Annotated in this window: 19 protein-coding genes; 6 read left to right on the top strand and 13 right to left on the bottom strand. The window is 49.2% G+C overall.

Annotation, left to right across the window (positions count from 1 at the left end):
* Window position 1: 1 nt before the first annotated feature.
* From ACI4J0_RS07530 to ACI4J0_RS07495, 8 genes are all read right to left on the bottom strand, one after another.
* Window positions 2–2,503 (bottom strand): glycosyl hydrolase 2 galactose-binding domain-containing protein, encoded by a 2,502-nt coding sequence (locus tag ACI4J0_RS07530; protein WP_439765200.1) that lies wholly within the window; start codon window positions 2,501–2,503, stop codon window positions 2–4.
* Between the two features lie 140 nt (window positions 2,504–2,643).
* The gene (locus ACI4J0_RS07525; RefSeq protein WP_439765199.1) at window positions 2,644–3,183 is read right to left on the bottom strand and encodes a histidine phosphatase family protein; all 540 of its coding nucleotides are present in this window, start codon (window positions 3,181–3,183) and stop codon (window positions 2,644–2,646) included.
* A 37-nt stretch (window positions 3,184–3,220) separates the two neighbouring features.
* A complete protein-coding gene (locus ACI4J0_RS07520) occupies window positions 3,221–3,730 on the bottom strand; it encodes a GNAT family N-acetyltransferase (protein WP_439765198.1) in 510 nt (169 codons plus the stop codon).
* 26 nt (window positions 3,731–3,756) lie between these two features.
* Window positions 3,757–4,878, bottom strand: a complete 1,122-nt coding sequence (locus ACI4J0_RS07515; protein WP_439765197.1) for a hypothetical protein — start codon at window positions 4,876–4,878, stop codon at window positions 3,757–3,759.
* 134 nt (window positions 4,879–5,012) lie between these two features.
* Window positions 5,013–6,215, bottom strand: a complete 1,203-nt coding sequence (locus ACI4J0_RS07510; RefSeq protein WP_439765196.1) for a saccharopine dehydrogenase C-terminal domain-containing protein — start codon at window positions 6,213–6,215, stop codon at window positions 5,013–5,015.
* Between the two features lie 97 nt (window positions 6,216–6,312).
* Entirely contained in the window at window positions 6,313–6,708 is a 396-nt protein-coding gene (locus tag ACI4J0_RS07505; protein ID WP_439765195.1) for a hypothetical protein, read from the bottom strand.
* Window positions 6,708–7,037, bottom strand: coding sequence for a zinc-ribbon domain-containing protein (locus ACI4J0_RS07500; protein WP_439765194.1), 330 nt, complete (start codon window positions 7,035–7,037; stop codon window positions 6,708–6,710). Before ACI4J0_RS07500 ends, ACI4J0_RS07505 begins: the two co-directional genes overlap by 1 nt.
* A gap of 132 nt (window positions 7,038–7,169) precedes the next feature.
* The gene (locus tag ACI4J0_RS07495; protein ID WP_439765193.1) at window positions 7,170–8,624 is read right to left on the bottom strand and encodes an ABC transporter substrate-binding protein; all 1,455 of its coding nucleotides are present in this window, start codon (window positions 8,622–8,624) and stop codon (window positions 7,170–7,172) included.
* A gap of 314 nt (window positions 8,625–8,938) precedes the next feature.
* Here ACI4J0_RS07495 and ACI4J0_RS07490 point away from each other — a divergent pair, with 314 nt between their 5' ends.
* On the top strand, window positions 8,939–9,181 hold the full coding sequence (locus ACI4J0_RS07490) for a helix-turn-helix domain-containing protein (RefSeq protein WP_439765192.1): 243 nt from the start codon (window positions 8,939–8,941) through the stop codon (window positions 9,179–9,181).
* On the opposite strand, the gene ACI4J0_RS07485 is transcribed toward ACI4J0_RS07490, so the two are convergent.
* Both ACI4J0_RS07485 and ACI4J0_RS07480 read right to left on the bottom strand, forming a co-directional pair.
* Window positions 9,178–10,251: an AI-2E family transporter gene (locus tag ACI4J0_RS07485; RefSeq protein ID WP_439765191.1), complete on the bottom strand. Its 1,074-nt coding sequence runs from the start codon at window positions 10,249–10,251 to the stop codon at window positions 9,178–9,180. The genes ACI4J0_RS07490 and ACI4J0_RS07485 overlap by 4 nt on opposite strands.
* 390 nt (window positions 10,252–10,641) lie before the next feature.
* On the bottom strand, window positions 10,642–11,676 hold the full coding sequence (locus ACI4J0_RS07480) for a YeiH family protein (protein WP_439765190.1): 1,035 nt from the start codon (window positions 11,674–11,676) through the stop codon (window positions 10,642–10,644).
* 125 nt (window positions 11,677–11,801) lie between these two features.
* On the opposite strand from ACI4J0_RS07480, the gene ACI4J0_RS07475 reads away from it, so the two are divergent.
* Entirely contained in the window at window positions 11,802–12,674 is an 873-nt protein-coding gene (locus ACI4J0_RS07475; RefSeq protein WP_439765189.1) for a LysR substrate-binding domain-containing protein, read from the top strand.
* Between the two features lie 157 nt (window positions 12,675–12,831).
* A complete protein-coding gene (locus ACI4J0_RS07470) occupies window positions 12,832–15,999 on the top strand; it encodes an N-acetylmuramoyl-L-alanine amidase (RefSeq protein ID WP_439765188.1) in 3,168 nt (1,055 codons plus the stop codon).
* Window positions 16,000–16,209: 210 nt separating this feature from the next.
* Here ACI4J0_RS07470 and ACI4J0_RS07465 read toward each other — a convergent pair whose 3' ends face one another.
* Entirely contained in the window at window positions 16,210–16,422 is a 213-nt protein-coding gene (locus ACI4J0_RS07465; RefSeq protein ID WP_178726793.1) for a DUF378 domain-containing protein, read from the bottom strand.
* 226 nt (window positions 16,423–16,648) lie between these two features.
* On the opposite strand from ACI4J0_RS07465, the gene ACI4J0_RS07460 reads away from it, so the two are divergent.
* From ACI4J0_RS07460 to ACI4J0_RS07450, 3 genes are all read left to right on the top strand, one after another.
* Window positions 16,649–17,737: a GGDEF domain-containing protein gene (locus ACI4J0_RS07460; protein ID WP_439765187.1), complete on the top strand. Its 1,089-nt coding sequence runs from the start codon at window positions 16,649–16,651 to the stop codon at window positions 17,735–17,737.
* Between the two features lie 212 nt (window positions 17,738–17,949).
* A complete protein-coding gene (locus ACI4J0_RS07455) occupies window positions 17,950–18,765 on the top strand; it encodes an AraC family transcriptional regulator (protein ID WP_439765186.1) in 816 nt (271 codons plus the stop codon).
* A gap of 134 nt (window positions 18,766–18,899) precedes the next feature.
* On the top strand, window positions 18,900–19,841 hold the full coding sequence (locus tag ACI4J0_RS07450) for a uridine kinase family protein (protein ID WP_439765185.1): 942 nt from the start codon (window positions 18,900–18,902) through the stop codon (window positions 19,839–19,841).
* A gap of 48 nt (window positions 19,842–19,889) precedes the next feature.
* Here the strand turns inward: ACI4J0_RS07450 and dnaJ are convergent, their stop codons facing one another.
* Window positions 19,890–21,050 (bottom strand): molecular chaperone DnaJ, encoded by a 1,161-nt coding sequence (dnaJ, locus tag ACI4J0_RS07445; protein WP_439765184.1) that lies wholly within the window; start codon window positions 21,048–21,050, stop codon window positions 19,890–19,892.
* 109 nt (window positions 21,051–21,159) lie between these two features.
* A partial coding sequence (locus tag ACI4J0_RS07440) for an Hsp70 family protein (protein ID WP_439765183.1) occupies window positions 21,160–21,864 on the bottom strand: 705 nt, incomplete at its 5' end.

Below are 21,864 nucleotides of genomic sequence, written 5' to 3'. Positions count from 1 at the left end.
TTTATTTTTGTTTCATTCCAAGACCCAAAGCCTCAAAATAAGAAACCGCCTTAATATTTCTCGCCAGCTCCTCGGGTGTTATCCCCGCAGGGAGCTTTGCTTTGCTCACATAGACCCCGGCAGTGTCCCCGTGAAGGTCGAACCAGTTGTCCGAGAAGAGACAGTCACCGCTCTCAAGCTCCAGACAAACGCTCTTAGCAAAAGCCTTTGCGGAAACCACTATCTTGAACTTGTTTCCCATATCGGCAGCAGCGACCTCAAGCTCCGGGTCAAGGAAACGGAACCCCTTTGGCTGAACGAACATAAACGTACCCGAAGAAAGCCTTATGCCCTTTTCCATAATGGTGAACTCAATGTACGCCTTGTCTCTCATATCGGCGGCAATGCCTGTATTTTCGGGAGTCAGCACAATGTGATCCTCGGCGGCAAGGGGCTTTATGACTGCATTTTCCATGCCCTGAGCAATAACATCACCCGTGTTCATACGCGAGCGCCACCTGATAACAGCGGAAAATTCCTCCCTGCGCTCCGATGAAACATTCAGACGGATATTATTTTTATCCTCCCCGTCAGCGGAAATAAGAACGGGAGCATAAAATTTGCGGGCATTGTAGTGAAGCGCCTTCCAGCGGTGATAGTAATCCACCGATGACCAGGAAATAACGGGATTTGAGTCATTCACCTGCCAGTACAGCGAACCCATGCAAACTCCCCTGTTGCGGCGCATATGCTCAACATTTAAGCGCACCGCGTCCGACTGCACCATCTGAGTGGCATAAACAAGCCCCTCAAAGGTGTAGGGATAATGGGACATCTGTGCAAGGTAATACATAATTTTTTCATTTCCGTCCTCGCACTTCTGATGCGCCTCCATTACGGGGGACATAAGATTGAGATCTCCCTCCTCGGCAAATTTCCGAACTGTTTTCAGAGACGGAACAGACTCGAAGCCGTATTCCGAGCAGAAGCGGAATTTGTAGCTGTAATAATCGGTAAAGGGCTTTAAGCTGTGCCATACCGCCCAGTAATGCTGATCGCCCTTGTTGTTTGCGCCGCTGTCGTTGAAGCCGCCGCCCGAGGAAGGCGATGAGGGGTGATAGAATGTCACAGGGTCATAAAATTCCAATACCTTGGGGATAAGCGCCTCAAAAAGCCGCAGATAATCCTTCTTGTACTCGGGGTCTGCGTCAATGCCCCAGTACTGCCACATAGACTCTATCTCGTTGTTGCCGCACCACATCGCAAGAGACGGGTGATTTCTCAGCCGCTTCACATTGTCGGCTATCTCACGCTTGACATTGCTGCAAAAATCCACGTCCGCGCGGTAAACGGAGCAGGCAAACATAAGATCCTGCCAAACAAGAAGTCCCAGCCTGTCGCAGGCGTCGTAAAAATGATCGTCGGGATAATATCCGCCGCCCCAGACACGGATCATATTGAAATTCGCCATAACGCACTGCTTTAAAAGCTTTTCGGTCTTTTCGGCGCTGCACCTTGAAATTATCTGGTCCTCGGGAATGTAATTTGCACCCATGGCAAAAATTTTAATGCCGTTAACCACAAAAGCAAATTCCTCCCCGTCGCCCTCGCTGTCGGGAGTGCGGCTCACCGTAACAGTCCTGAGACCGATATTTTCCGAGTGAACGTCAACCTCTTCGCCCTTGTCGAAAAGCTTAACGGAAAGAGCATAAAGCGGCTGCGCGCCGTAACTGTGAGGATACCAAAGCTCAGCGTTTTCGATCTCGCAGGAAAGACATACCTTCCGCTCCTCCCCGAGCTCCGCGGACATCTCATATTCCCTGCCGTCGGGAGCCGTAACAACAGCCTTTACGGACAGCTCTTCGGAGCATTTCCTGCCTGCGGTCACTTCAACTGAAAGCCCCACAATACCCTCGTTTACCTTGCAGTGGTCCTGCCTTACATATACCCCGTCAATAACGCCGCCCCTCACGCCGATAAGCTCCACATCGCGCCATATGCCCATATCGGGGAGCTTGGGGCCCCAGTCCCAGCCAAACATATAATGCGCCTTTCGGATATGAGGATAGCCCGCAATAGTTGAAGCCACGCCCCACAGCGGCTCCTTCTCGTTCTTCTCGCGGATATACCTAAGCGGCGAAAAAATATTCACCCTCAGCACATTCCCCACAGGCATAACAATGTCCGTAACATCAAAAACATATTCCCTGTGCATATTCTCCGCCGTACCGATGACCGTCCCGTTGAGAACGACCTCGGCAATGGTGTCAATGCCGTAAAATTTAAGCAGCAGCCTGTCCGCAGCCATCAGCTCATCGTCAATATCAAAGCTCCGCTCAAAGGCAATATCCCTGTCGGAGATATCCGTGGAGATGTATTCATTCTCACGGTAATAGGGGTCGTCCATAAGTCCCTCACTCAGCATTGCCGAATACAGCGAACCGGGAACCTCCGCCTGAATGCGCAGCTTCTCGGGAGCATTTATATCAAAGAGCGTCCATTTTCCGTTAAGAGATATTTTCATATGTGTACCGTCCTTTCGTCAGATATTATCATTCGCAGTCCGAAAATTACCTATTATCATTATAGCACATCTGTTTCCAAATGTCAATAGCAAAATAAAAATTTCCCGAAAAATTTTCCGGGAAATCGTAAAATGCTTTATTATTTTTCTCCCCATTTTAATTCGCAGTTTCCCATAAAGAAATTAGCAAACTCCTCACGGGTCATATCTCTGAAATAGGTCTCAATGACCCTGCAAACGCCGCCGTGACAAACGAGAAGAATATTCTTATCGGGATATTTTTCACAAAGCTCGTCGATAAGTCCGTATACCCTGTTCACAAGGTCAAAAACCGACTCTCCGCCCCCTGCCATACGGCAGCCGAACTCAAGCTTGTTTTCGAGAAACCCCTCTGTGTCACGGGGCTTGCCCTCAAAGCTGCCGTAATCCCATTCTCTCAGCCTGTCATCGTATACAGGCTCTATGCCCAGAGCCGCCGCCGCATAGCCTGCGGTGTCCCTCGCCCGCTTCATGGGGGAGCAGACTATCATGTCAATGTCATTATGCTCCGCAGAAAGCCTGTCTGCAAGCGCTTTTGCCTGCAAATGCCCCTTAACGCTCAGCTCAATGTCCGTCCTTCCGCAGATGATGTTCCTGCTGTTCCATTCGGTCTCCCCGTGTCGGGTAAAGTAAATTTTCATAGCCTTGATTTCCTTTTCTGTGCGCATAACTTGTATGTCACATCTGTTTTATAAACTCAAACATTCCCTCATTGCCGTCGCCGATAAAATCCTCGGGAGTGTCGGGCATAGGGTGCTTCTCGTTAAAAAATTCGACAATATGAAACTTGCAGACGTTAACATAAAAGTGAATGTTCCTTCTGTCGAAATAGGGCGTGCAGGTCTCCCATACCTTAGTTTCGGGATACCGCCTTTCCAGCTCATACCATATCGCCTTGCCGATGCCCCTGCTCTGAACGCCGCTTTTTACAAAGAGCAGATCAAGATGATTGTGCCCCGTTTCTTCATCTATGACCACAACAGCGCCGCCCGCAAATTCGCCGTCCACCACAGCCTTGTAAGCCGCAGAGCCTTTTGCAAAGAGTGACCTGTCAATGTCCTTTTCGGGCAGAACAGTTTTTTCCGTCCTGCCGAATTTATCCTCAAAGCCCTTCTGAAAAGCTTCCATAGCCATTTCTTTAAATGGCTTCAAATCAGCTTCGGAAATAAGTGTCAGTTCAAAGTTCATTTTATAATTCTCCGCCTTTAAAATAATCAGTGTATTCCCATTTCCTCACAAAGTCTCTGTATCTCAAGAGCGTTCTCATCTGTGCTTGTAATAATGCTGTCCCCGTCCGAGCAGATCGTCACAAGCTTGTAGTCCGAGGTCACAGCGTAAATTGTGTGCTGCCCCGCATCGCAGGCAGCGCTTTCGGATATCATCTTCGCTTTCCTGTCAGCCCCGTCCGCAAGCTCACGAATTTTTTTCAGAGTATCGGTGACACTGCTGTCGGAGGCGACGGGTTCTCCCTCAGAGCATATTTCCATCAGCGCAGAAATAAAAGCCTCGTCGGAGTCTATCTCCTCACCGTTATAGTTTTCCTCCCCAAAATCATAGGAATACACATTGCCGCTCATATCAATGACATTGCCGCTGTGCTGATATCCCCACGCCCAGTTTCTGTATTCGGTGATAAGCGCAATATCCGTCCTGTAGTTCTGAACATCGTATTCCATACGCTCCGAAACATTCTCCTCCTTTGCAATAAGCCTTTCCATAAGGGAATAAAGGGAGTATCCCTCTTCGCCCTCCGAACGCACGCAGACAGTGTCCTTGCCGTAAACGCCATGTCTGAGAAGATATGACGCCTCCGAGCCGTTTTCGGTAAAGCGGACTTCCTTGTATGCATACCGGTTTCCCAACTCGTCAGTCAGAGTGAGATACACATCATCGCAGCTGACGTTGACCTCGTAAAATTCGTTCTGATCAGCCTCAGGCAGTTCTTCGGTGAGCGCAATGAACTCCTTTACCGCCGCAATACCCTCTTCATCGGTTATCTCTCCCATATATGAAGTCCTTGTATTGGTCTCCTCGTCATAAACGGCAACATAGCCGCTTACGGTATACCCCGATATATCACGCTCCGACAATTTCACGGGCAAAAATGCAGGGTTCTGCCATTCGGTTTCCGAAACGCTCTCTGTGACCTCTTCCGTTTCTGTTGATGTTGCCGTCTCGGTAATACTCTCCATCTCAACATCGCTTTCAGCTTCGGTAATGCTTTCCGTCAAAGAAGCTTCGTAAGACGTCTCAGTCTCCGTAACTTCCGAAGAAGCCGAGCAGGCGGTAAGAAGCAGCATTCCCGCGATTATAAAGACTTTGGCGAATTTCATCATAAAGACCTCCCGAATTTATTCTTCACAAAATAAACAACATCCGCAGGGAATTTTTGTCGCGCCATTTGTAAACATTTTATTAAAAAAGCCGAAAGCGCAGAAAACTCCGCCGCTTTCGGCTTACAGTGCATTTATCAGTCAACAAGCTCGGGGTCGAAGGTTTCCTTCCAGGGGAGACCCCACTTGTTCAGCGCGTCCATAAAGGGATCGGGGTCAAATTCCTCGATGTTGTAAACACCGGGCTTCTTCCACTTTCCCGTCATCACCATCATAGCGCCTATCATAGCAGGCACGCCCGTGGTGTAGGAAATAGCCTGAGAGCCCACCTCCGCATAGCACTCCTCATGAACGCAGACGTTGTAAACGTAGTATTTAACAGGCTTGCCGTCCTTAACGCCCTGCATGATGCAGCCGATGTTGGTCTTGCCCTTTGTTCTGGGACCGAGACTTGCGGGGTCGGGAAGAACCGCCTTCAGGAACTGAAGAGGAACGATCTCCATACCGTTGTAATTTATAGGCTCGATAGAGGTCATTCCCACATTCTCAAGGCACTTGAGATGTGTAAGATAGGACTGTCCGAAGGTCATAAAGAAGCGTATGCGCTTTATTCCCTTGATGTTGAGAGCCAGCGACTCCAGCTCCTCGTGGTGCAGCAGATACATATCCTTCTCGCCCACCTCGGGGAAGTTGTAAACTCTCTTTATCTCCATAGGCTCTGTCTCCACCCACTTGCCGTTCTCAATATATGAGCCCTTGGCAGAGACCTCGCGGATATTTATCTCGGGGTTGAAATTCGTAGCAAAGGGGTAGCCGTGGTCGCCCGCATTGCAGTCGAGAATGTCGATGTAGTGAATTTCGTCAAAGTAATGCTTCTGGGCATAAGCGCAGAAAACTCCCGTAACGCCCGGGTCGAAGCCGCTTCCCAGCAGTGCAGTGATACCTGCCTTCTCAAATCTCTCACGGTATGCCCACTGCCAGCTGTACTCAAACTTAGCAGTATCCTCGGGCTCGTAGTTTGCGGTGTCCACATAGTCAACCTTGCACTCCAGGCAGGCGTCCATTATGGTAAGATCCTGATAAGGGAGAGCCACGTTGATACAGATATCGGGCTTAAACTCCTTCATCAGAGCCACAAGCTCCTCTACTTTGTCAGCGTCAACCTTTGCGGTGGAAATTTTTGTCAACGTCTGTCCCTGAAGCTTTTCTTTAAGAGCGTCGCACTTGGACTTCGTGCGGGACGCGATCATAATTTCCTCAAACACCTCGGAATTCTGGCAGCACTTGTGAATAACAACGCTTGCCACGCCTCCGCAGCCGATTATCAGAGCCTTACCCATTTTATTTGACCTCCAAAATTATGATGATTTTCCGCAATGACAAAAAAGCATTGCCCTTAAAAATGATTATACCACATTTTTTCGGGCAATGCAATTATTATTTTGTAAAATCGGAGTAAGTTTGCACAGGCATTTTTTTGAAGTGCACGGGTCTCACAGCAACAAGCCAATATATGACTCCCCCGAGCAGATATGCAAGTATATCAACAGGGTCGGACACCGTATCGCTGCGAATGAGAGGAGCGCCATATTCCCAGAAAAGTCCCGCTCCCAGAAGCAAGGCTTCTATGTGCAAAGGCTTTACTATTCCCTGAGATCCGAGAAACATCAGAAAAATATTTGCAAGGGACATAAAAGTGATACTGCCCGCAATGTCATTGAAATAGCAGCGCAGAAAAAATCCCAAAACGCCCTCACCGACCATTGTTCTGACCCTGCGGTTTATCAGGCACATAGCAAGCGAAACAAAAGCCGATGTAATATTTTTCTTCATCAGCCTATGATGGTAAAGAGCCAGATAAGTCCTATCACGCCGCCGACTCCGAGAACTCCGAGAAATATCTCCCCAGGACCCCAGTGATACGAGGTCTGCACATAATTTTTTCCGGTTTGCGGAGCGCTCTCTTCCTCTTCATATTCAAGCTCACCTTTCAAAGGCGTTCCGCATTCGGGGCAGAAATCATCAGCCTCTTCGATCGTTACTCCGCAGTTGGGACAGCAAAGCTCTTCTGCCTTGGCTTCTTCCTCAAACGGCGCTCCGCATTTCAAGCAGAACTTGTTGCTGTCTTTATTTTCTTTACCGCATTCCGGACAATATTTCATAACGCTCCCCCTTTAGAAGTATTACTTCATTATAATACAAAAAATGCCGGATTTCTACAGCTGACAGCTGAAAAAAATCACCGCCCGTCAAAACCAATTGACAGGCGGTGAAAAAAGTTTCAGAAATAAATTTTAGCCAAGCTCCTTGATCTGAGCGTCAGCCTCAGCAACGAGCATATTAACAACTTCGCTTATCTCGTCTCTTGTAGTAGCCCACTCATAACCGTGGAAAGCAGCACGCAGACCGATCTCGGAGCCGCCGTCGGTGGTGAGGGAAGCAACATCGGAGGAAACGCCTGTAGCAAGGTCAACAACAGGATACTTGGCAGCAAGCTCGTTTATCTCCTTGTTGCGGGCGATAAGCTCATCGGACCACTGGTAGTCGTCTCTCATCTTCTGGTCGCCGATAGCGATAGCCTCATCGTTGGTATTTGCAAGACGTGTGCACTCAGCAAAGAGAGCAACACCTGTAGGATTAGCTGCGCCCTTGCATATTACCCAGCCGTCCAGAGTAGCAGACTGATAAGGATCGGAGCCTGCGGGAGAAGGAACGGGAGCAAAGCCCAGATTATCGGGAGAGATCTGTGTAGCCCAGGTATCGGGATTAGCCTGAACGTCCCAGGAGCCTACGATGTAGAAAAGCTCCTTGCCCTCGCCCATAAACTGAGGCTGGATATTCCAGTCATAGAGGGAGAGGTCGAAAACAAGACCCTTGTTGTAAAGCTCATAGCTCCAGTTCATTGCCTTCTCAATGGTGGGATCGTTAAGATTAACGGTCAGAGTTCCGTCAACGGAGGAAACGGAGGGAACGCCTGCAGAAAGGAGGAGTGCCTTCTCGTTGAACCAGCCGTCAAGACCGTACTGCTCATTTTCAACGTCAACAAAGCTCTCCAGCATAGAGGTAAAGGTATCCCAGTTCCATTCGCCTGCCTTGTAAAGCTCCCAGGGATCGTCAAAGCCGTTTTCTTCGATGGTCTGCTTGTTGTAAATAACGATCTGCTCTGCGGAAACGCTGTTAACGAGCTCATAGTGCTTGCCGTTGAAGTTGTAGATCTCCATAGCGGGCTTCATATCTGCCCAGAGAGCAGAATCCATATCTATGTATTCATCGATAGGCTGGAACATTCCGTTGATAACGCCCTTGGGGAGAGCCGCAGTATCACAGGGGAAGAAGTCGATGCCCTCGCCGCCCAGAACGCTTGTGGAAAGGTCGGAGTAGCGGCTGTTCCATGTGGTGGGGTACCACTTTACCTCTCCGCCGTACTTGCTCTTGAAAAGGTTAAGAGGAACTGACTCGGAGTTGCCTGTTCCGGAAGGATTGAGGTCATAGTGAGCAAGCCACTTGATGGTCTTGTTCTCAAGCTCAATGTCGCGGAGGTTTTCGGCAGCCACTTCATCAAGGGTCTTCTGATCCTCCTCGGCAACGGTAGCGGTGTTCACCTCAACTGTTACCGCAGTGGTGGTCTCCATGGTAGCCTCGGTGGTCTGCTCAGCAGTATCGCCTTCGCTTCCGCCGCCGCAGGCAGTGAGACCCATTGTGAGAGTCAGTGCGGAGATACCTGCGATAGTTTTCTTAAAATTCTTCATTTCAAACATTCCTTTCATTCTCCAAAGCTTTACCTTAATAAAACTTGCTGAAAATATTGTATCATATCCGTCCGCAAATGTCAAATGTTTTTGTATAATTTTTCAAGTATGATATTATAATTTTTATTTTGAGACGAAAATGATTTGAATATTATATAAAATAACTTTTAATTTTGTATTATCTGACCTTTTTCGACAATTTTTTTATTCCAATTTGTTTTATAATCCCAATTAAGGAAAAAAATGAGTTATAATATAAAATATATGATATTTAAGTAAAAGCGTCATTCGCTGAAAGGATTGAACCATTCGATATGAACTACATAGCAGCCGAACGTCTGAGAGCGCTCCGTGAGGACAACGACTACACCCAGAGGGAAATTGCCGCCCTGCTCAAATGCTCTCAGGTCAGCTATTCGCATTATGAGATCGGACGGCGGGATATCCCCATAGACCATCTTGTGACCCTCTCCGAGTTTTACGGCGTCAGCGTGGACTATATCCTGGGCATTACCGACTCCAAGCAGAGATACCCCGAAACAGTGCCTAAGGGCTAACCCCTGCTTCTCCTGCTTTCTATCTTCTCTTTGATAAGGGTGTAAGCCGCCGAAACAAGGGGTATCCCCAGCATAATGCCTGCCGCTCCCCAAAGCTCCGCTCCCGCGATAATTGCCGCTAAGATGAGAATAGGCGGCAGCCCAACGCTCTTTCCCACCACCTTGGGATAGATAAAATTATTTTCAAGCTGCTGGAGTATGATGATGAACACAAGGAACCACAGAGCAGAGGAGGGCTTTACAAGGAAGAGAATGAGCGCCGAGGGAATAGCTCCCGCAATAGCTCCTGCCACAGGCACAAGAGCTGTGACCGCAATTATGGCGCTTATGAGCAGAGGATATTCAAAGCCGAAAAGCACCATTCCGATAAAGCAGAGAGTACCGAGAACAGCCGCCTCCGACAGCTGACCCGCTATAAAGCTCACAAAGCAGGAGTTTACAGCGGATATCACACGGGCGGCTTTTTTGTATGCCCCGTCGGAAAGCGCCGCCTTCGCCGCAGAGCTTACAAAATCAAGGAGCAGCTCCTTCTGGGCAAGGATATATACCGACAGCACCGCCCCCACAAGAAATGAAGCCATTCCTCTGAGGAAGTCCGCAGTGACCTTATACGTGCGGTCAAAAAGCCCCGGGAGACGGAGGGATATCTGCTCGATAAGGCTGTCAAGGAGCCTTACAAGCGCGGGAGTATGCGCCGCTCCGCTTTCATACCGCCTGCGGAAATCGCTGTAATAGCCGTCAACGCTGTTAACAAACAGAGCGGCGCTTTCCCACAGCTTCGGCAGGATAAGCATTCCTGCGGCGGCAATGACCCCTGCAATTATCAGGTAAACCAGGACTATAGCCGCAGTACGGGCGGCTTTTTTGTTCATTCTCCTGCCGAAAAAGCCCTCAAAGCGGCATACCGCAGGGTCGATGACCGCCGCAAGCAGTATGCCGGCAATAAAGGGAAAAACGGCGGAAAATATGGCAGATACCGTCCTTATAACATCATCGGGACGGATAAGCAGCGCCAGAGCCAGAAAGACAAGAAGCCCGGGCGCCAGGTATTTTCTATAGCTTCGTCTCATATCTCCTCCCGGCAGGCTGTGCCTGCAACCGCTCGGCAGGCTGAGCCTGCAGCCGTTCGGCAGGCTGTGCCTGCAGCCACTCGTTCTGTAATTTATTCGGGCAGCAAACCGACGGCTCGGTAACGATACAAATAAGCTGTCCCTAATTTTATTATTTAGCAGGCTGAGCCTGCAGCCGTTCGTTCTGTGATTTATTCGGGCAGCAAACCGACGGCTCGGTAACGATACAAATAAGCTGTCCCAAATTTTATTATGCTCTTCGCACTCACCCGTATTCTTTATTATTTATTCTTTATTCTCTATTCTTTATTCTTTAAATTTCTCCATTTCCAATTTTTTGAAAAAAATATCTCTCCCCCTTTGCAAAGGAGAGAGACAAATAATATCGTATCACACAACCCCCATAAAATATTCCACCGCAATAGCCACAATGACCACCAGCGCCGAGATGATAAATCCGTGGAGCATGGGAGCAATACCCGATTTTTTCATATCCTTGAAACTTGTGCCAAGTCCTATAGCTCCGAGAGCCGCTATCATAAGGAACTTGCTTATCTCCTTCATACCGTGGGAAACTGCTGCGGGGATAATTCCGATGCTGTTTATCACCGCAAGACCGATAAAGCCCAGGATAAAAAGGGGAAGAATTTTTGTGATATGAAGCTTTGCCTTTACGCTTTCGCCCCCCTCAGCCGCAGCCTCTCTGCGCTTGATGTGTGCATTTATGAGCGCAAATACAATGACCGTGGGAATGATTGAAAGGGTACGGGTGAGCTTTACCATCGTGGCAAAATCTCCCGCCGCCTCGGAAAAGGCATAGCCTGCGGCAACAACGCTGGAGGTGTCGTTAACGGCAGTACCTGCCCATAAGCCGTATGCCATATCCGAAAGCCCCATTGCCCTGCCAAGAATGGGAAACAGCACTATCATAGCCATATCAAAGAGGAAGGTGGCGGACATGGAGTAGGCGATATCGTTGTCGTCCGCGTCGATCACGGGGGCAATTGCCGCAATTGCCGAGCCGCCGCATATTCCCGTGCCTGCGGAAATGAGATTTGAAAGCTTCCAGTTTATTTTAAGCGCCTTTCCCACAAAGTGACCCACTCCGAAGCAGGTGAGCAGGGTGAAGAACATAACGCAGAGGGAAAGCTTGCCCACCTCGAGGACAACGGCAATATTAAGGCTTGCGCCCAGAAGGATTATGGCGAATTTCAGCATCTTCTTTGATGTGAATTTAAGTCCCGGCTCAAACCTCTCCCCGGGGCGGCGGATACCGTTTATTATCATTCCGATAAAAAGTGCGATGACCGAGGCTCCGATAAGATGAACGGGCAGCAGCCCCTCTATAAATTTTGCGGCTGCCGCTATTACAAGTGCCAGAGCGAAGCCCGGGAGCAGCGCTGTTATCTTTCTGACGGTGTTCATAAAAAATCTCTCCTTGAAAAATATTATTTGCTTTGACATCTTGATTTTATCATATATTTATGATAAAATCAAATTATCATTTGCTATCATCCGATAAGCAAAATTTATCACAGGAGAAAAATATTATGATAGATATCAGGATAGAGACCTTTCTGACCCTGTGCAGGCTTATGAATTACCGAAAAACTGCCGAAGAGCTTAATATGACCCAGCCTGCGGTAACGCAGCATATCCATTACCTTGAGAATTATTACGGCTGCAAGCTTTTCATATACGACAGAAAGAGCCTTAAAATGACCCACGAGGCGGAGCTTTTAAAAAAATACGCCGAAAACATTTCCTATCAGGAGAAGAAGCTGAAAACGGCGCTGTCGGACAAGGGCTGCCGTCAGCTATCCATAGGCGCCACCAAAACCGTAGGCGAATACGTCATAGCAGAGCATATCGGGAACTTTCTGAAGGAGGACAAAAACCGCATTTCGGTCAATATCGACAATACGGGAAACCTCCTTCGGGCATTGTCCGGGGGGAATATTGACTTTGCGGTGATAGAGGGCTTTTTCGACCGCAGCCGATACGCGTCAAGGCTGTACAGAAGGGAGCCTTTTGTGGGGATATGCGGAGCAATGCACCCCTTTGCGGGACGGGAAGTGACCCTTGAAGAAGCTATGAAGGAACACCTTTTTGTCCGCGAAGAGGGCAGCGGCACAAGAGAGATACTCGAACAGCTCCTTACCGAACAAAACCGCTCCCTGCGGGAATTTAAGAAAATAAGCGTCATAAGCAGCTTCGGGCTTACTTCAAAGCTGCTCTGTACAAACGGCGGCATTGCATTTGCATATCGTGCGGCGGGCGAAAATGACCCGAAGCTTGCAAGCTTTAATATCCGTGGCAGGGATATTGTCCGCGAGTTCAATTATGTCTATCTGGACACCCCCTTTTCCGAAGGCGATGTGGAATATTTCGACTCCTTCCGACAGAAAAAAACCGCAGAATAACCAAAGTTCTCCCCACTTTTTTTCATAGTTTCTCTGTCCGTTTTTTCCTCAGGCTGTTGAAATTTATGGGGAAATATGTTATAATGAAGCTATGCCTCAGAGCATAAAGATCACAAAGAAAAGAAACGGACAAGAGATAAATATATATAGGAGAACTATGAAAAAGAAAAAATTATCCGAAAGGCTCGCCGCCCTCGCCTGCGCCGCACTTATGTCGGTGCCCCTGTGGGGAGATATGAGCGAAGCGCTTTCCTTCGGCATTGACGCTTCCGCCGAAAGTGAAGCGGTGTATGAAGAAATTGTTCCCGAGGTGCAGAGGGACGAGGAGCTTGAAAGCTTTACGGAGCCCGAGTATGCCCCTATGTTTTCCTTCCCCGACGAGGTGAGAGGAGTTTACATAAATCCCGAAAAGGACTTCCCTCTGACGGACGAAAACGGCGAGCCCCTTTCCGAGGAGGAGATCGCCGCAGGAATCGACAGGGCTCTGGATATGGCTCAGGACAAGAGCCTTAACACCGTTATAATCAGCACCTCCGACGAAAACGGCGTTTACTACAGCCTTGACGTGAATAAGACCGCCGTCCGCTCCCCCGCCGAGCTTTGCGTGGAAAGAGCCGCAGAAAGAGGTATGTATGTTTATGTCACCTTCAGCATAAACTCCGCTCTTTCGGGCATTACCGAGGAGACCGCAAAGGCAAGGATAGACCGCCTTGCCCTTACCGCCCATAATTTCACCGTGAAATATCCCGTTGACGGCATCATCATAGACGGCTATTATTCCAAGAGAGACGGTGCAAGCTTTGCAAACTACATCGAAAACGGCTCGGGCATAGGCTATGACAACTGGCTCCTTGACAACGGAGCATACGTGTTCAGCCTTGTTTCCGACGCAGTGCGCAGGACAAGCAACAGCGTTCCCGTGGGCATTTCCATAAACGACATCTGGGCGAATTACACCACAAATGAAGAGGGCAGCGAGACCTCCGTAAGCTTTGAAGCCCTTACCGACGGCTATGCGGACACTCTGGGATACATCGAAAAGGGCTATGCGGACTTTATCCTCGTAAAAGCGGAGGGCGCATTTGCCAGCGAGACCATGCCCTTTGAGGACGTGGTGGGCTGGTGGAACGAGAAGGCTCAGGCTGCGGGCATACCTATGATAGTGGACCACATCAACGAAAGGATATGCTCCGAATATACAGGCTGGGGCTCCCCCGACGAGCTTGTAAAGCAGGTCATAAAGGCAGATGAGTATGACGCCTGCATAGGCAGCGTGTTCAACTCTCTTTCCTCCCTCGATGAAAATACCGAGGAGTCCACATCTGTTCTTGTGAAGCATTTCAATGACCAGATAGACAGGGAGGGCTTAAACAACGAGCTTGAAATGACCCTTCCCCTTACCACCAAGTTCAAGACCGAGGAGCCTACCGTAATATTCGCAGGCTCCTTCGACCCCAATTTCACCATTTATTTCCAGGGTGAGCCCATTGAGCTGAACGAAGCGGGACGATTTTATTTCAATATGGACCTTGACGTGGGCGTGAACACCTTTACCTTCAAGAACAAGGGCAAGACCGTTACCTACAAGATAACAAGAACGGTGAATGTTCTCAAAAGCGTGGAGCCTGCGGTATCGGAAATGCGTGTTGAGGAGCAGTCTGCCATTACTCTCAGCGCCATCGCATACAAGGGTTCCGAGGTCACTGCGGAGATAAACGGCAAATCCGTCGAACTGAAGCCTGTTGACGGTCAGACGGACGAGCTTGACCCCAACTCCAACTATACAAAATACATCGGCACCTATATCGCCCCCCAAGGCATAAAGGGGCAGGATATCGACCTGGGTAACGTTACATTTTACGGCACCTACCGCACAAAAACGGGCGATTTCAACGAGAGCAGAACGGGCAGCCGAATTATCGTAAACGCTCTTGCGGAAATTCTCAACGATTACAGCGGCAATCTCCTTGAGGTAAAAAATGACAACACCATGGTCTATGACGCAAAGACCACAAGCACAAATCCCACCCCCGATATGGCGCGTCTCCCCGCAGGCACTCTCGATTATCAGATAAAGACCGTAAACTATTCGGGAACGGATTATTACCTTACAAATTCGGGCAAGAGAATAAGAGTAAGCGACGTTAACGTCCTTGACAACAAGCCCTTAGGCTCAAATCCCATAAGCGTGGCAAGCGCCGCAAAGGACGGCACGGACACGGTGATAAAGCTCCGCACAAATTCAAAGGTACCCTTTGCAATGTCCTTTACGGGGGTAAACTACAACAGCGGAAACAACGGAAATTACTATGTATCGTCATTTAATGCCACAGCCCTTGTCATCACCTTCGACTACATAACAAGCATATCCGCAAGCAGCATAACCTTCCCCGACAGCGCCGTTTTCACCGAGGGCGTGTGGGACACCTACGAATCGGGCGAGCTCACAAAAACAAGGCTCACCCTCACCCTCAGACAGTCGGGAATTTTCGGCGGCGTGACATCATCTTACGACGGCGAAGGCAATCTCACCTTCAGATTTAACGGCTGCCGCAATTCTCTTAACGGCGCGACCGTAGTCATAGACCCGGGACACGGCTATACGGGAGCCTCCACCTTTGACCCCGGAGCTGTGGGACACATCAAGGAGCAGGAAGCAAACCTTGCCATTGCAAAGCTTGTGACCTCAAAGCTTGAAGCGGCAGGCGCAAACGTTATCCGTCTCAAAACCGAGAGCGAGACCTATGTTACCGCTCAGCGAGCCTCTATCGCAAGGCAGTATAACCCCGACCTTTTCCTTGCAATTCACTGCAACGCCGCAGGAGAAAGCGCAAGAGGCGCAGAAGCCTATTACTTCACTCCCTTCTCCCAGCCCCTTGCCGACCGCATTTCCGCCCGCATAGGTTCATATCTGGGCAGCAATGTGGACAACGCCGAGGGAATGGACAGAGGAGAGCAGTACAACTACTTCTTCGTGACCCAGCAGCAGGATTTCCCCTCCGTGCTTATCGAATGTGCGTTCGTTACCAATTATACCGAGGCAATGGCTCTGGCAAATCCCACCCATCAGGACGGTATCGCTCAGGCAATAGTTGACGGAGCGGCTGATTATCTTGGCAGATGCGGCTATTCCTGCTACGGCGACGGTTCTGCCGATTTCACAAACAGCGGAGCGGTCTATACCGAAAGCGTTCCCGACGCAGTTCCCGTTACCGATGATACGGGTATCCCTTCGGATCCGCAGCCCCCCGTTACATCGGAGGACATGATCGCAGCTCCTGCCGACCCGAATTTTGTGGATCCCTACGATCTGCTCAATCCGTAAAAAAAACCTGTCTTCACAAGAAATGTGTGCGGATTTTCGAGCATAATTTTGCCTAAGACAAGGCAAAAATCCGCAGGCGGGCTGTCGCCCGGCAAGGATTTTTAACGCAGTCTGCGGCAAAATTTGCCGAAAAGACGTGTGCATATGCTTGTGAAGACGGGTTCTAAGGCAGAGGGCGGATATGATGTATCCTGCCTCCTGCCTTTTTCATCAGTGACCTCTTGCCTCGGCACCTGCAGGCTCTCTGAACAGCAGGGTAATGCACCACACTGCCGCCAGCGCAACTAAGATATACACCACTCTGCTGAGAAGTGCGCCCGTTCCGCCGAACAGCCAGGCTACAAGGTCAAAGCTGAATATTCCCACAAGACCCCAGTTAAGTCCGCCGATTATAAGCAGAACAAGAGCTATCTTGTCAAACATATTAAGACCTACTTTCTATAGTAAAATGAAACGCCGATAAGCCTTAATTTTAAAGTTCTCTACCGGCGTTTCCGCAAACCCGAGGAATATCCTCGCTGTTATTATCTGAAAATAATTTTTGATTATACGCCGAATATTTTTCCATATAGCTAAAGTTTTTCCATTGTTATGCCGATATAAATTATATATTACAAATTTTCAAACAAATTGACGGAGGAGCAGCATTTTGAAAAATACAGAGACAAAACAGCTATTTTCAAAGGTATTTGTAGACGGCGCCACAGTCACAAACAGAATAAAATACACCATTCTCCAATGGGCTGCGGCAACTGTTCACTTTATGCTTATTTTCATCTTTGCTTCGGTAGGCGTTTACAGCATGGTAGCATTTAATATTGCCAGCACCATCTGCTATATACTCTGTGGCATACTTGTTAAAAAAGAACGGTATATCCTGTTTTATTACATAACCTTTGTGGAAATATGCCTCCACTCCTACACCGCCACCATACTTGTGGGCTGGGAGCCCGGATTTCCTCTGTATATCCTGGGAATAATGCCCGTTATCTTTTATATGCATTTCTCCCTGGACGAAAGCGCGGGGCTGCACGAATCCCTGCTTATCGGGCTGTGCTGTCTGCTGACCTTTGTTGTCTGCAAGATAATCTCCTACAGGATAGAGCCTGTATATGTCATCTCCAAAAAAGCCGCTACCTATATTTACATTTTCAACACCCTCTGCACCTTCGGACTGCTGCTGTTTTTCTCCCTGTTTTTCCTGCGTGAGATACAGTTTTCAAGATCCGTCCTTGAGGAGCAGAATGCAAAGCTTGACAAGATGGCGGGTATCGACGCTCTTACAGGACTGTACAACCGCAGAAGTATGGACAAGCTTTTAAACAGCGCCGTAAACTCGGGCAGGACATTCTCGGTCATTATGTGCGATATCGACGATTTCAAGCAGATAAACGATGCCTACGGTCACAACAGCGGTGACGAGGTGCTTAGACGGCTTGCCGAAGCCGTCCGTTCCCTTCTCCGCGACAATGACTATGTATGCAGATGGGGCGGCGAGGAGATACTTATCCTTGCAGCAGGCACTCCTCTCAGCGGCGCCGCTCTGGTGGCAGAGCGAATAAGATCGCATATCGAGGATATGGAGATACTGTGCGGCGATGACCTTATCCGCTGCACCATCACCGCAGGCGCCGCCGAAAGCACCGAGGCAGGCAATATCGAAGGAATAATCGGTCTTGCGGACGAACGGCTTTACTGCGGAAAGAAGTCGGGCAAAAATGTAGTGGTTTCGGAATAATGATATACAAATCTCCCCTTTGTACAGATACACAGATCGGTATCTGTACAAAGGGGAGATTTTGTAAGCTGTCCAAATCGCCCTTTACGCCCGATCCACCTCGGTGTATAATGCGAAAAATAGTGCTTTGTTATCAAAATTTTTAGGCTATTCTTGACAAATTTCGTTTAAAATGATATTATTAAGGTATATTGTAAGCCGAGGTGCGTTAAATGCAGAAACAAATTTTTCCGATAATAGGTGATGAAAAGGAGCTTCCGTTTTATATCGTTGGTATCGGCGTGGAATGCTGGCAGTACCCCGTAAACCGCACGGGAGGATATGATTTTCCTCAGATACTTGTAACAAATGAGGGCGAGGGCGAGATCACGGTAAACGGCAGCACCGTAAAGCTGCCTGTAAATTCCGTATTCTTCATACCTCCTCATCTTCCCCATGAATATCACTCCCTTTCCGACTCATGGATAGTCAGCTGGGTGTGCTTTTCGGGGTCTGAAGCGGAGCCTCTCCTTGAAAAATGGGGGCTTAATAAGTATGCATATTTCCTCTCGGCAGACACTGAAAGAATGAACCGGATAATAAGCAAGGCGTACTACACTATAAAGAGCGATAAGATATACGGAAATCATTACGCTTCGGCACAGCTTTACGACCTGCTCATCGAGTACAGAAAGATCGCCGACAACAGACAGTCTGAGCTGACATCGGTAAGCACCGTTGCCCTTGCAGACGTGCTCCAGTACATCGAAGAGAAATATGCGGGTCCCATAAAGCTCGGAGACCTGGCACAGATAGCCGGCATAACCGAACAGCACCTCTGCCGCCTGTTCAAGAAAAATCTTCAGATGAGGCCTATGGAATATCTGGCAAAGGTACGTATCCAGCATGCAAAGGAAATGCTGGTTTATTCCGAAAAGAACATTTCCGAGATAGCCAAAGCCACAGGTTTTCCCGACAGCTCCTATTTCTCGGCTCTGTTCAAAAAGCACGAAGGCATCACTCCCGGGGAATATCGTGAGCAGCACTGATATATTTGCGCAAGAATACCCGATAACGGGATAAAATATATCATATACTAAGATCTTCCTGCATAACATTATGAACAGAATTTTGATCTAAGAATATGGGAAAAGAAAAAACATAATGATAAGGAGAAACGAATATGGTAAAATTCGCAGCGGTATCTTCAATAAACAGAGAAGCGGCAGACCCCCAAAGCTTTATAAAGCTTTCCGAGGACAACTACTCCGCATACATCGCAGAAGCTGCTCAGAGGGCGATACTCTCCGAAAAGCCCATAATCCTGCTGTCGGGACCCTCGGGCTCGGGAAAGACCTCTGCGGCTCTGAGACTTGAAAAATGCCTGAAAGAGCAGGGTCATTCGGCTCACACCCTATCGATGGATAACTATTTTCTCCCCATCGACGAGGAAAGCGCAAAGGAGCTGCCCCGTGACGAGGACGGAAATATCGACCTGGAGTCTCCCCTGAGACTTGATATCCCCCTGTTTTCGGAGCATCTTCGCAAGCTTGCGGCAGGCGAGGAGTTCGATATGCCCCGTTTTGATTTTGCCACACAATCCCGGAGCGGCTCTGTGAAAATGTCCCGAAGGAATGACGAGATAGTCATAATTGAGGGCATACACGCCTTAAATCCCACCGTAACGGGCGACACACACAAATTCGCCATGTGTATGTACGTTTCCGTCCGCACAAGGCTGAGATCCGCCGACGGAAGCCTGCTCCACCCCAGGCACATAAGGCTCATGCGCCGTCTCTGCCGCGACAAGCTTTTCAGGAAGAGGCAGTATGAGGAAAGCTTCAGAATGTTTGCCAGCGTTTCAAGGGGCGAGGACCTGTACATCACCCCCTACAAGTCACGGGCAGATTTTGACATCGACACCTTTATCGCCTATGAAGCATCTGTTTACAAAAATTTCCTGCTTGATGGACTTACGGCTCAGAAGGATACGGAGCTGGCAAAGTTCCCCGCCTGTGAGGAAATTTTGAAATTCTTAGGCGAGCTTGACCCCGTTGCTCCCGAATATGTGCCCTCCGCTTCGATGATAAGAGAGTTTATCGGCGGCAGCGAGCTTAATTACTGATAAAAAATGCAACCGCTTCACAGCTGTGTGAAGCGGTCGCATTTTTTGTTATATATCACTTTTAAGTATATCCTTTACCTTGTCAAAGAAGCTTTTGCGCTTGTTGTAATTGCCGTCGCCCAGACTTTCCTCGAACTTTTTCAGAAGCTCCTTCTGATTTTTGTTAAGATTTTTGGGGACCTCCACATTAACGGTAACGAACTGGTCGCCTCTGTCGGAGCGGTTGATCCGTTTAACGCCCTTGCCTCTTATCCTGAACACAGTACCCGACTGAGTGCCCTCGGCAATGGTGATCTTGCCCTTGCCGTCAATGCAGGGTATCTCTATCTCGTCGCCCAGAACAGCCTGGGTGAAGGTGATAGGCACCTCGGTGCGGATATCGTAGCCGTCTCTTTCAAAAATGGGGTCGGGACGGACCTGAATAGTTACGTGCAGATCGCCGTTGGGACCGCCGTTTGCGCCGCTGTGACCCTGACCTCTTACCTGCAGCGTCTGACCGTCGTCAATACCCGCAGGAATAGTAACGGTAACAGTCTTTGCCGCAGAAACTCTGCCCGAACCGTGACACTTTGAGCAGGGATTTGTGATGACCTTGCCCTTTCCGCCGCAGCGTGAGCAGGGGCGCTGTGAGGATATCATACCCAGAGGAGTGCGCTGAGCGGTCTTGACATAGCCCGTACCGCGGCACTCGGAGCAGGTCTCGGCGGAAGAGCCTGCCGCTGCGCCCGTACCGCCGCAGTCGGGACAGCTTTCCGTCCTGTTGACCTTGATGTCCACCTTTGTTCCGTTGCAGGCGTCCATAAAGTCAATTGTGGCATAGGTCTGGATATCCTGACCTCTTCTGGGAGCATTGGGATTTGAAGATCTGCCGCCAAAGCTGCTTCCGCCGAAGAATGAGCTGAAAATATCGCCGATATCGCCCATATCTCCGAAGCCGCCAAAGCCGCCGAAACCGCCGCCTCCCCCTGCGCCGTAATTGGGGTCAACGCCCGCAAAGCCGAACTGGTCGTACTTAGCCTTTTTATCGGGGTCTGAAAGACATTCATATGCCTCGTTGACCTCCTTCATTTTCTCCTCGCACTCCTTGTCGTCGGGGTGGAGGTCGGGGTGGTATTTTTTAACGCAGGCACGGTATGCCTTTTTTATCTCATCGTCCGAAGCTCCCTTTGAAAGCCCCAGCACCTCATAATAATCTCTCTTGTCAGCCATAGATCTGACCTTCCTTTCCGGAGAATGACCTAAAATGTCAATCTCTTAAAACCGACAACAAGGGCGGAGAAAATGTCCGCCCTTTGCCGCAAAATAATTATGCCGTAAATTATGACTCTGTGAACTCTGCGTCAACGAAGCCGTCGTCATTGCCGCCGTTTGAAGCGCCGCCGTTATCCTGAGGAGCCTCGCCCTGTGCAGCCTGCTGTGCAGCGCCTGCTGCCTGGTAAACCTTGGAAGAAAGGTCGTAAACAGCCTTCTGGAGTTCCTCGGTCTTAGCCTTCATATCAGCAGTATTGCCGCTCTCGATAGCCTTCTTGAGCTCGTCTATCTTAGCCTGAATGGGAGCCTTGTCGGACTCGCTTACCTTGTCGCCGAAATCGGTGAGAGCCTTTTCGCTCTGGAATACGAGGCTTTCAGCCTGGTTCTTGATGTCAACCTCTTCCTTGCGCTTCTTGTCCTCTTCTGCATATCTCTCGGCTTCCTCAACAGCCTTGTCGATATCCTCCTTGGACATATTGGAGGAGGACTGAATGGTGATGTTCTGCTCCTTGCCTGTGCCCAGATCCTTTGCGGAAACATGAACGATACCGTTGGAGTCGATGTCAAAGGTTACCTCGATCTGAGGGATACCTCTGGGTGCGGGAGCGATACCGTCGAGACGGAACATACCCAGCTGCTTGTTGTCCTTTGCAAATTCTCTCTCGCCCTGGAGAACGTTGATATCAACAGCGGTCTGATTATCGGCAGCGGTGGAGAATACCATTGTGTGCTTGATGGGGATAGCCTTGTTTCTCTCGATCATCTTTGTGCA

It is taken from the genome of Huintestinicola sp. (assembly GCF_051882455.1).
Classification (GTDB): domain Bacteria; phylum Bacillota; class Clostridia; order Oscillospirales; family Ruminococcaceae; genus Huintestinicola.
This window is presented reverse-complemented; position numbering and strand designations above follow the sequence as displayed.

Bases quoted from the DNA above. Each gene is read 5' to 3' on its own strand.
- ACI4J0_RS07450 (WP_439765185.1), top strand. From the start codon at position 18,900: ATGGTAAAATTCGCAGCGGTATCTTCAATAAACAGAGAAGCGGCAGAC.
- ACI4J0_RS07510 (WP_439765196.1), bottom strand. From the start codon at position 6,215: ATGGGTAAGGCTCTGATAATCGGCTGCGGAGGCGTGGCAAGCGTTGTT.
- ACI4J0_RS07475 (WP_439765189.1), top strand. From the start codon at position 11,802: ATGATAGATATCAGGATAGAGACCTTTCTGACCCTGTGCAGGCTTATG.
- ACI4J0_RS07500 (WP_439765194.1), bottom strand. From the start codon at position 7,037: ATGAAATATTGTCCGGAATGCGGTAAAGAAAATAAAGACAGCAACAAG.
- ACI4J0_RS07525 (WP_439765199.1), bottom strand. From the start codon at position 3,183: ATGAAAATTTACTTTACCCGACACGGGGAGACCGAATGGAACAGCAGG.
- ACI4J0_RS07520 (WP_439765198.1), bottom strand. From the start codon at position 3,730: ATGAACTTTGAACTGACACTTATTTCCGAAGCTGATTTGAAGCCATTT.
- ACI4J0_RS07485 (WP_439765191.1), bottom strand. From the start codon at position 10,251: ATGAGACGAAGCTATAGAAAATACCTGGCGCCCGGGCTTCTTGTCTTT.
- ACI4J0_RS07470 (WP_439765188.1), top strand. From the start codon at position 12,832: ATGAAAAAGAAAAAATTATCCGAAAGGCTCGCCGCCCTCGCCTGCGCC.
- ACI4J0_RS07515 (WP_439765197.1), bottom strand. From the start codon at position 4,878: ATGATGAAATTCGCCAAAGTCTTTATAATCGCGGGAATGCTGCTTCTT.
- ACI4J0_RS07465 (WP_178726793.1), bottom strand. From the start codon at position 16,422: ATGTTTGACAAGATAGCTCTTGTTCTGCTTATAATCGGCGGACTTAAC.
- ACI4J0_RS07530 (WP_439765200.1), bottom strand. From the start codon at position 2,503: ATGAAAATATCTCTTAACGGAAAATGGACGCTCTTTGATATAAATGCT.
- ACI4J0_RS07490 (WP_439765192.1), top strand. From the start codon at position 8,939: ATGAACTACATAGCAGCCGAACGTCTGAGAGCGCTCCGTGAGGACAAC.
- ACI4J0_RS07495 (WP_439765193.1), bottom strand. From the start codon at position 8,624: ATGAAGAATTTTAAGAAAACTATCGCAGGTATCTCCGCACTGACTCTC.
- ACI4J0_RS07505 (WP_439765195.1), bottom strand. From the start codon at position 6,708: ATGAAGAAAAATATTACATCGGCTTTTGTTTCGCTTGCTATGTGCCTG.
- dnaJ (WP_439765184.1), bottom strand. From the start codon at position 21,050: ATGGCTGACAAGAGAGATTATTATGAGGTGCTGGGGCTTTCAAAGGGA.
- ACI4J0_RS07455 (WP_439765186.1), top strand. From the start codon at position 17,950: ATGCAGAAACAAATTTTTCCGATAATAGGTGATGAAAAGGAGCTTCCG.
- ACI4J0_RS07480 (WP_439765190.1), bottom strand. From the start codon at position 11,676: ATGAACACCGTCAGAAAGATAACAGCGCTGCTCCCGGGCTTCGCTCTG.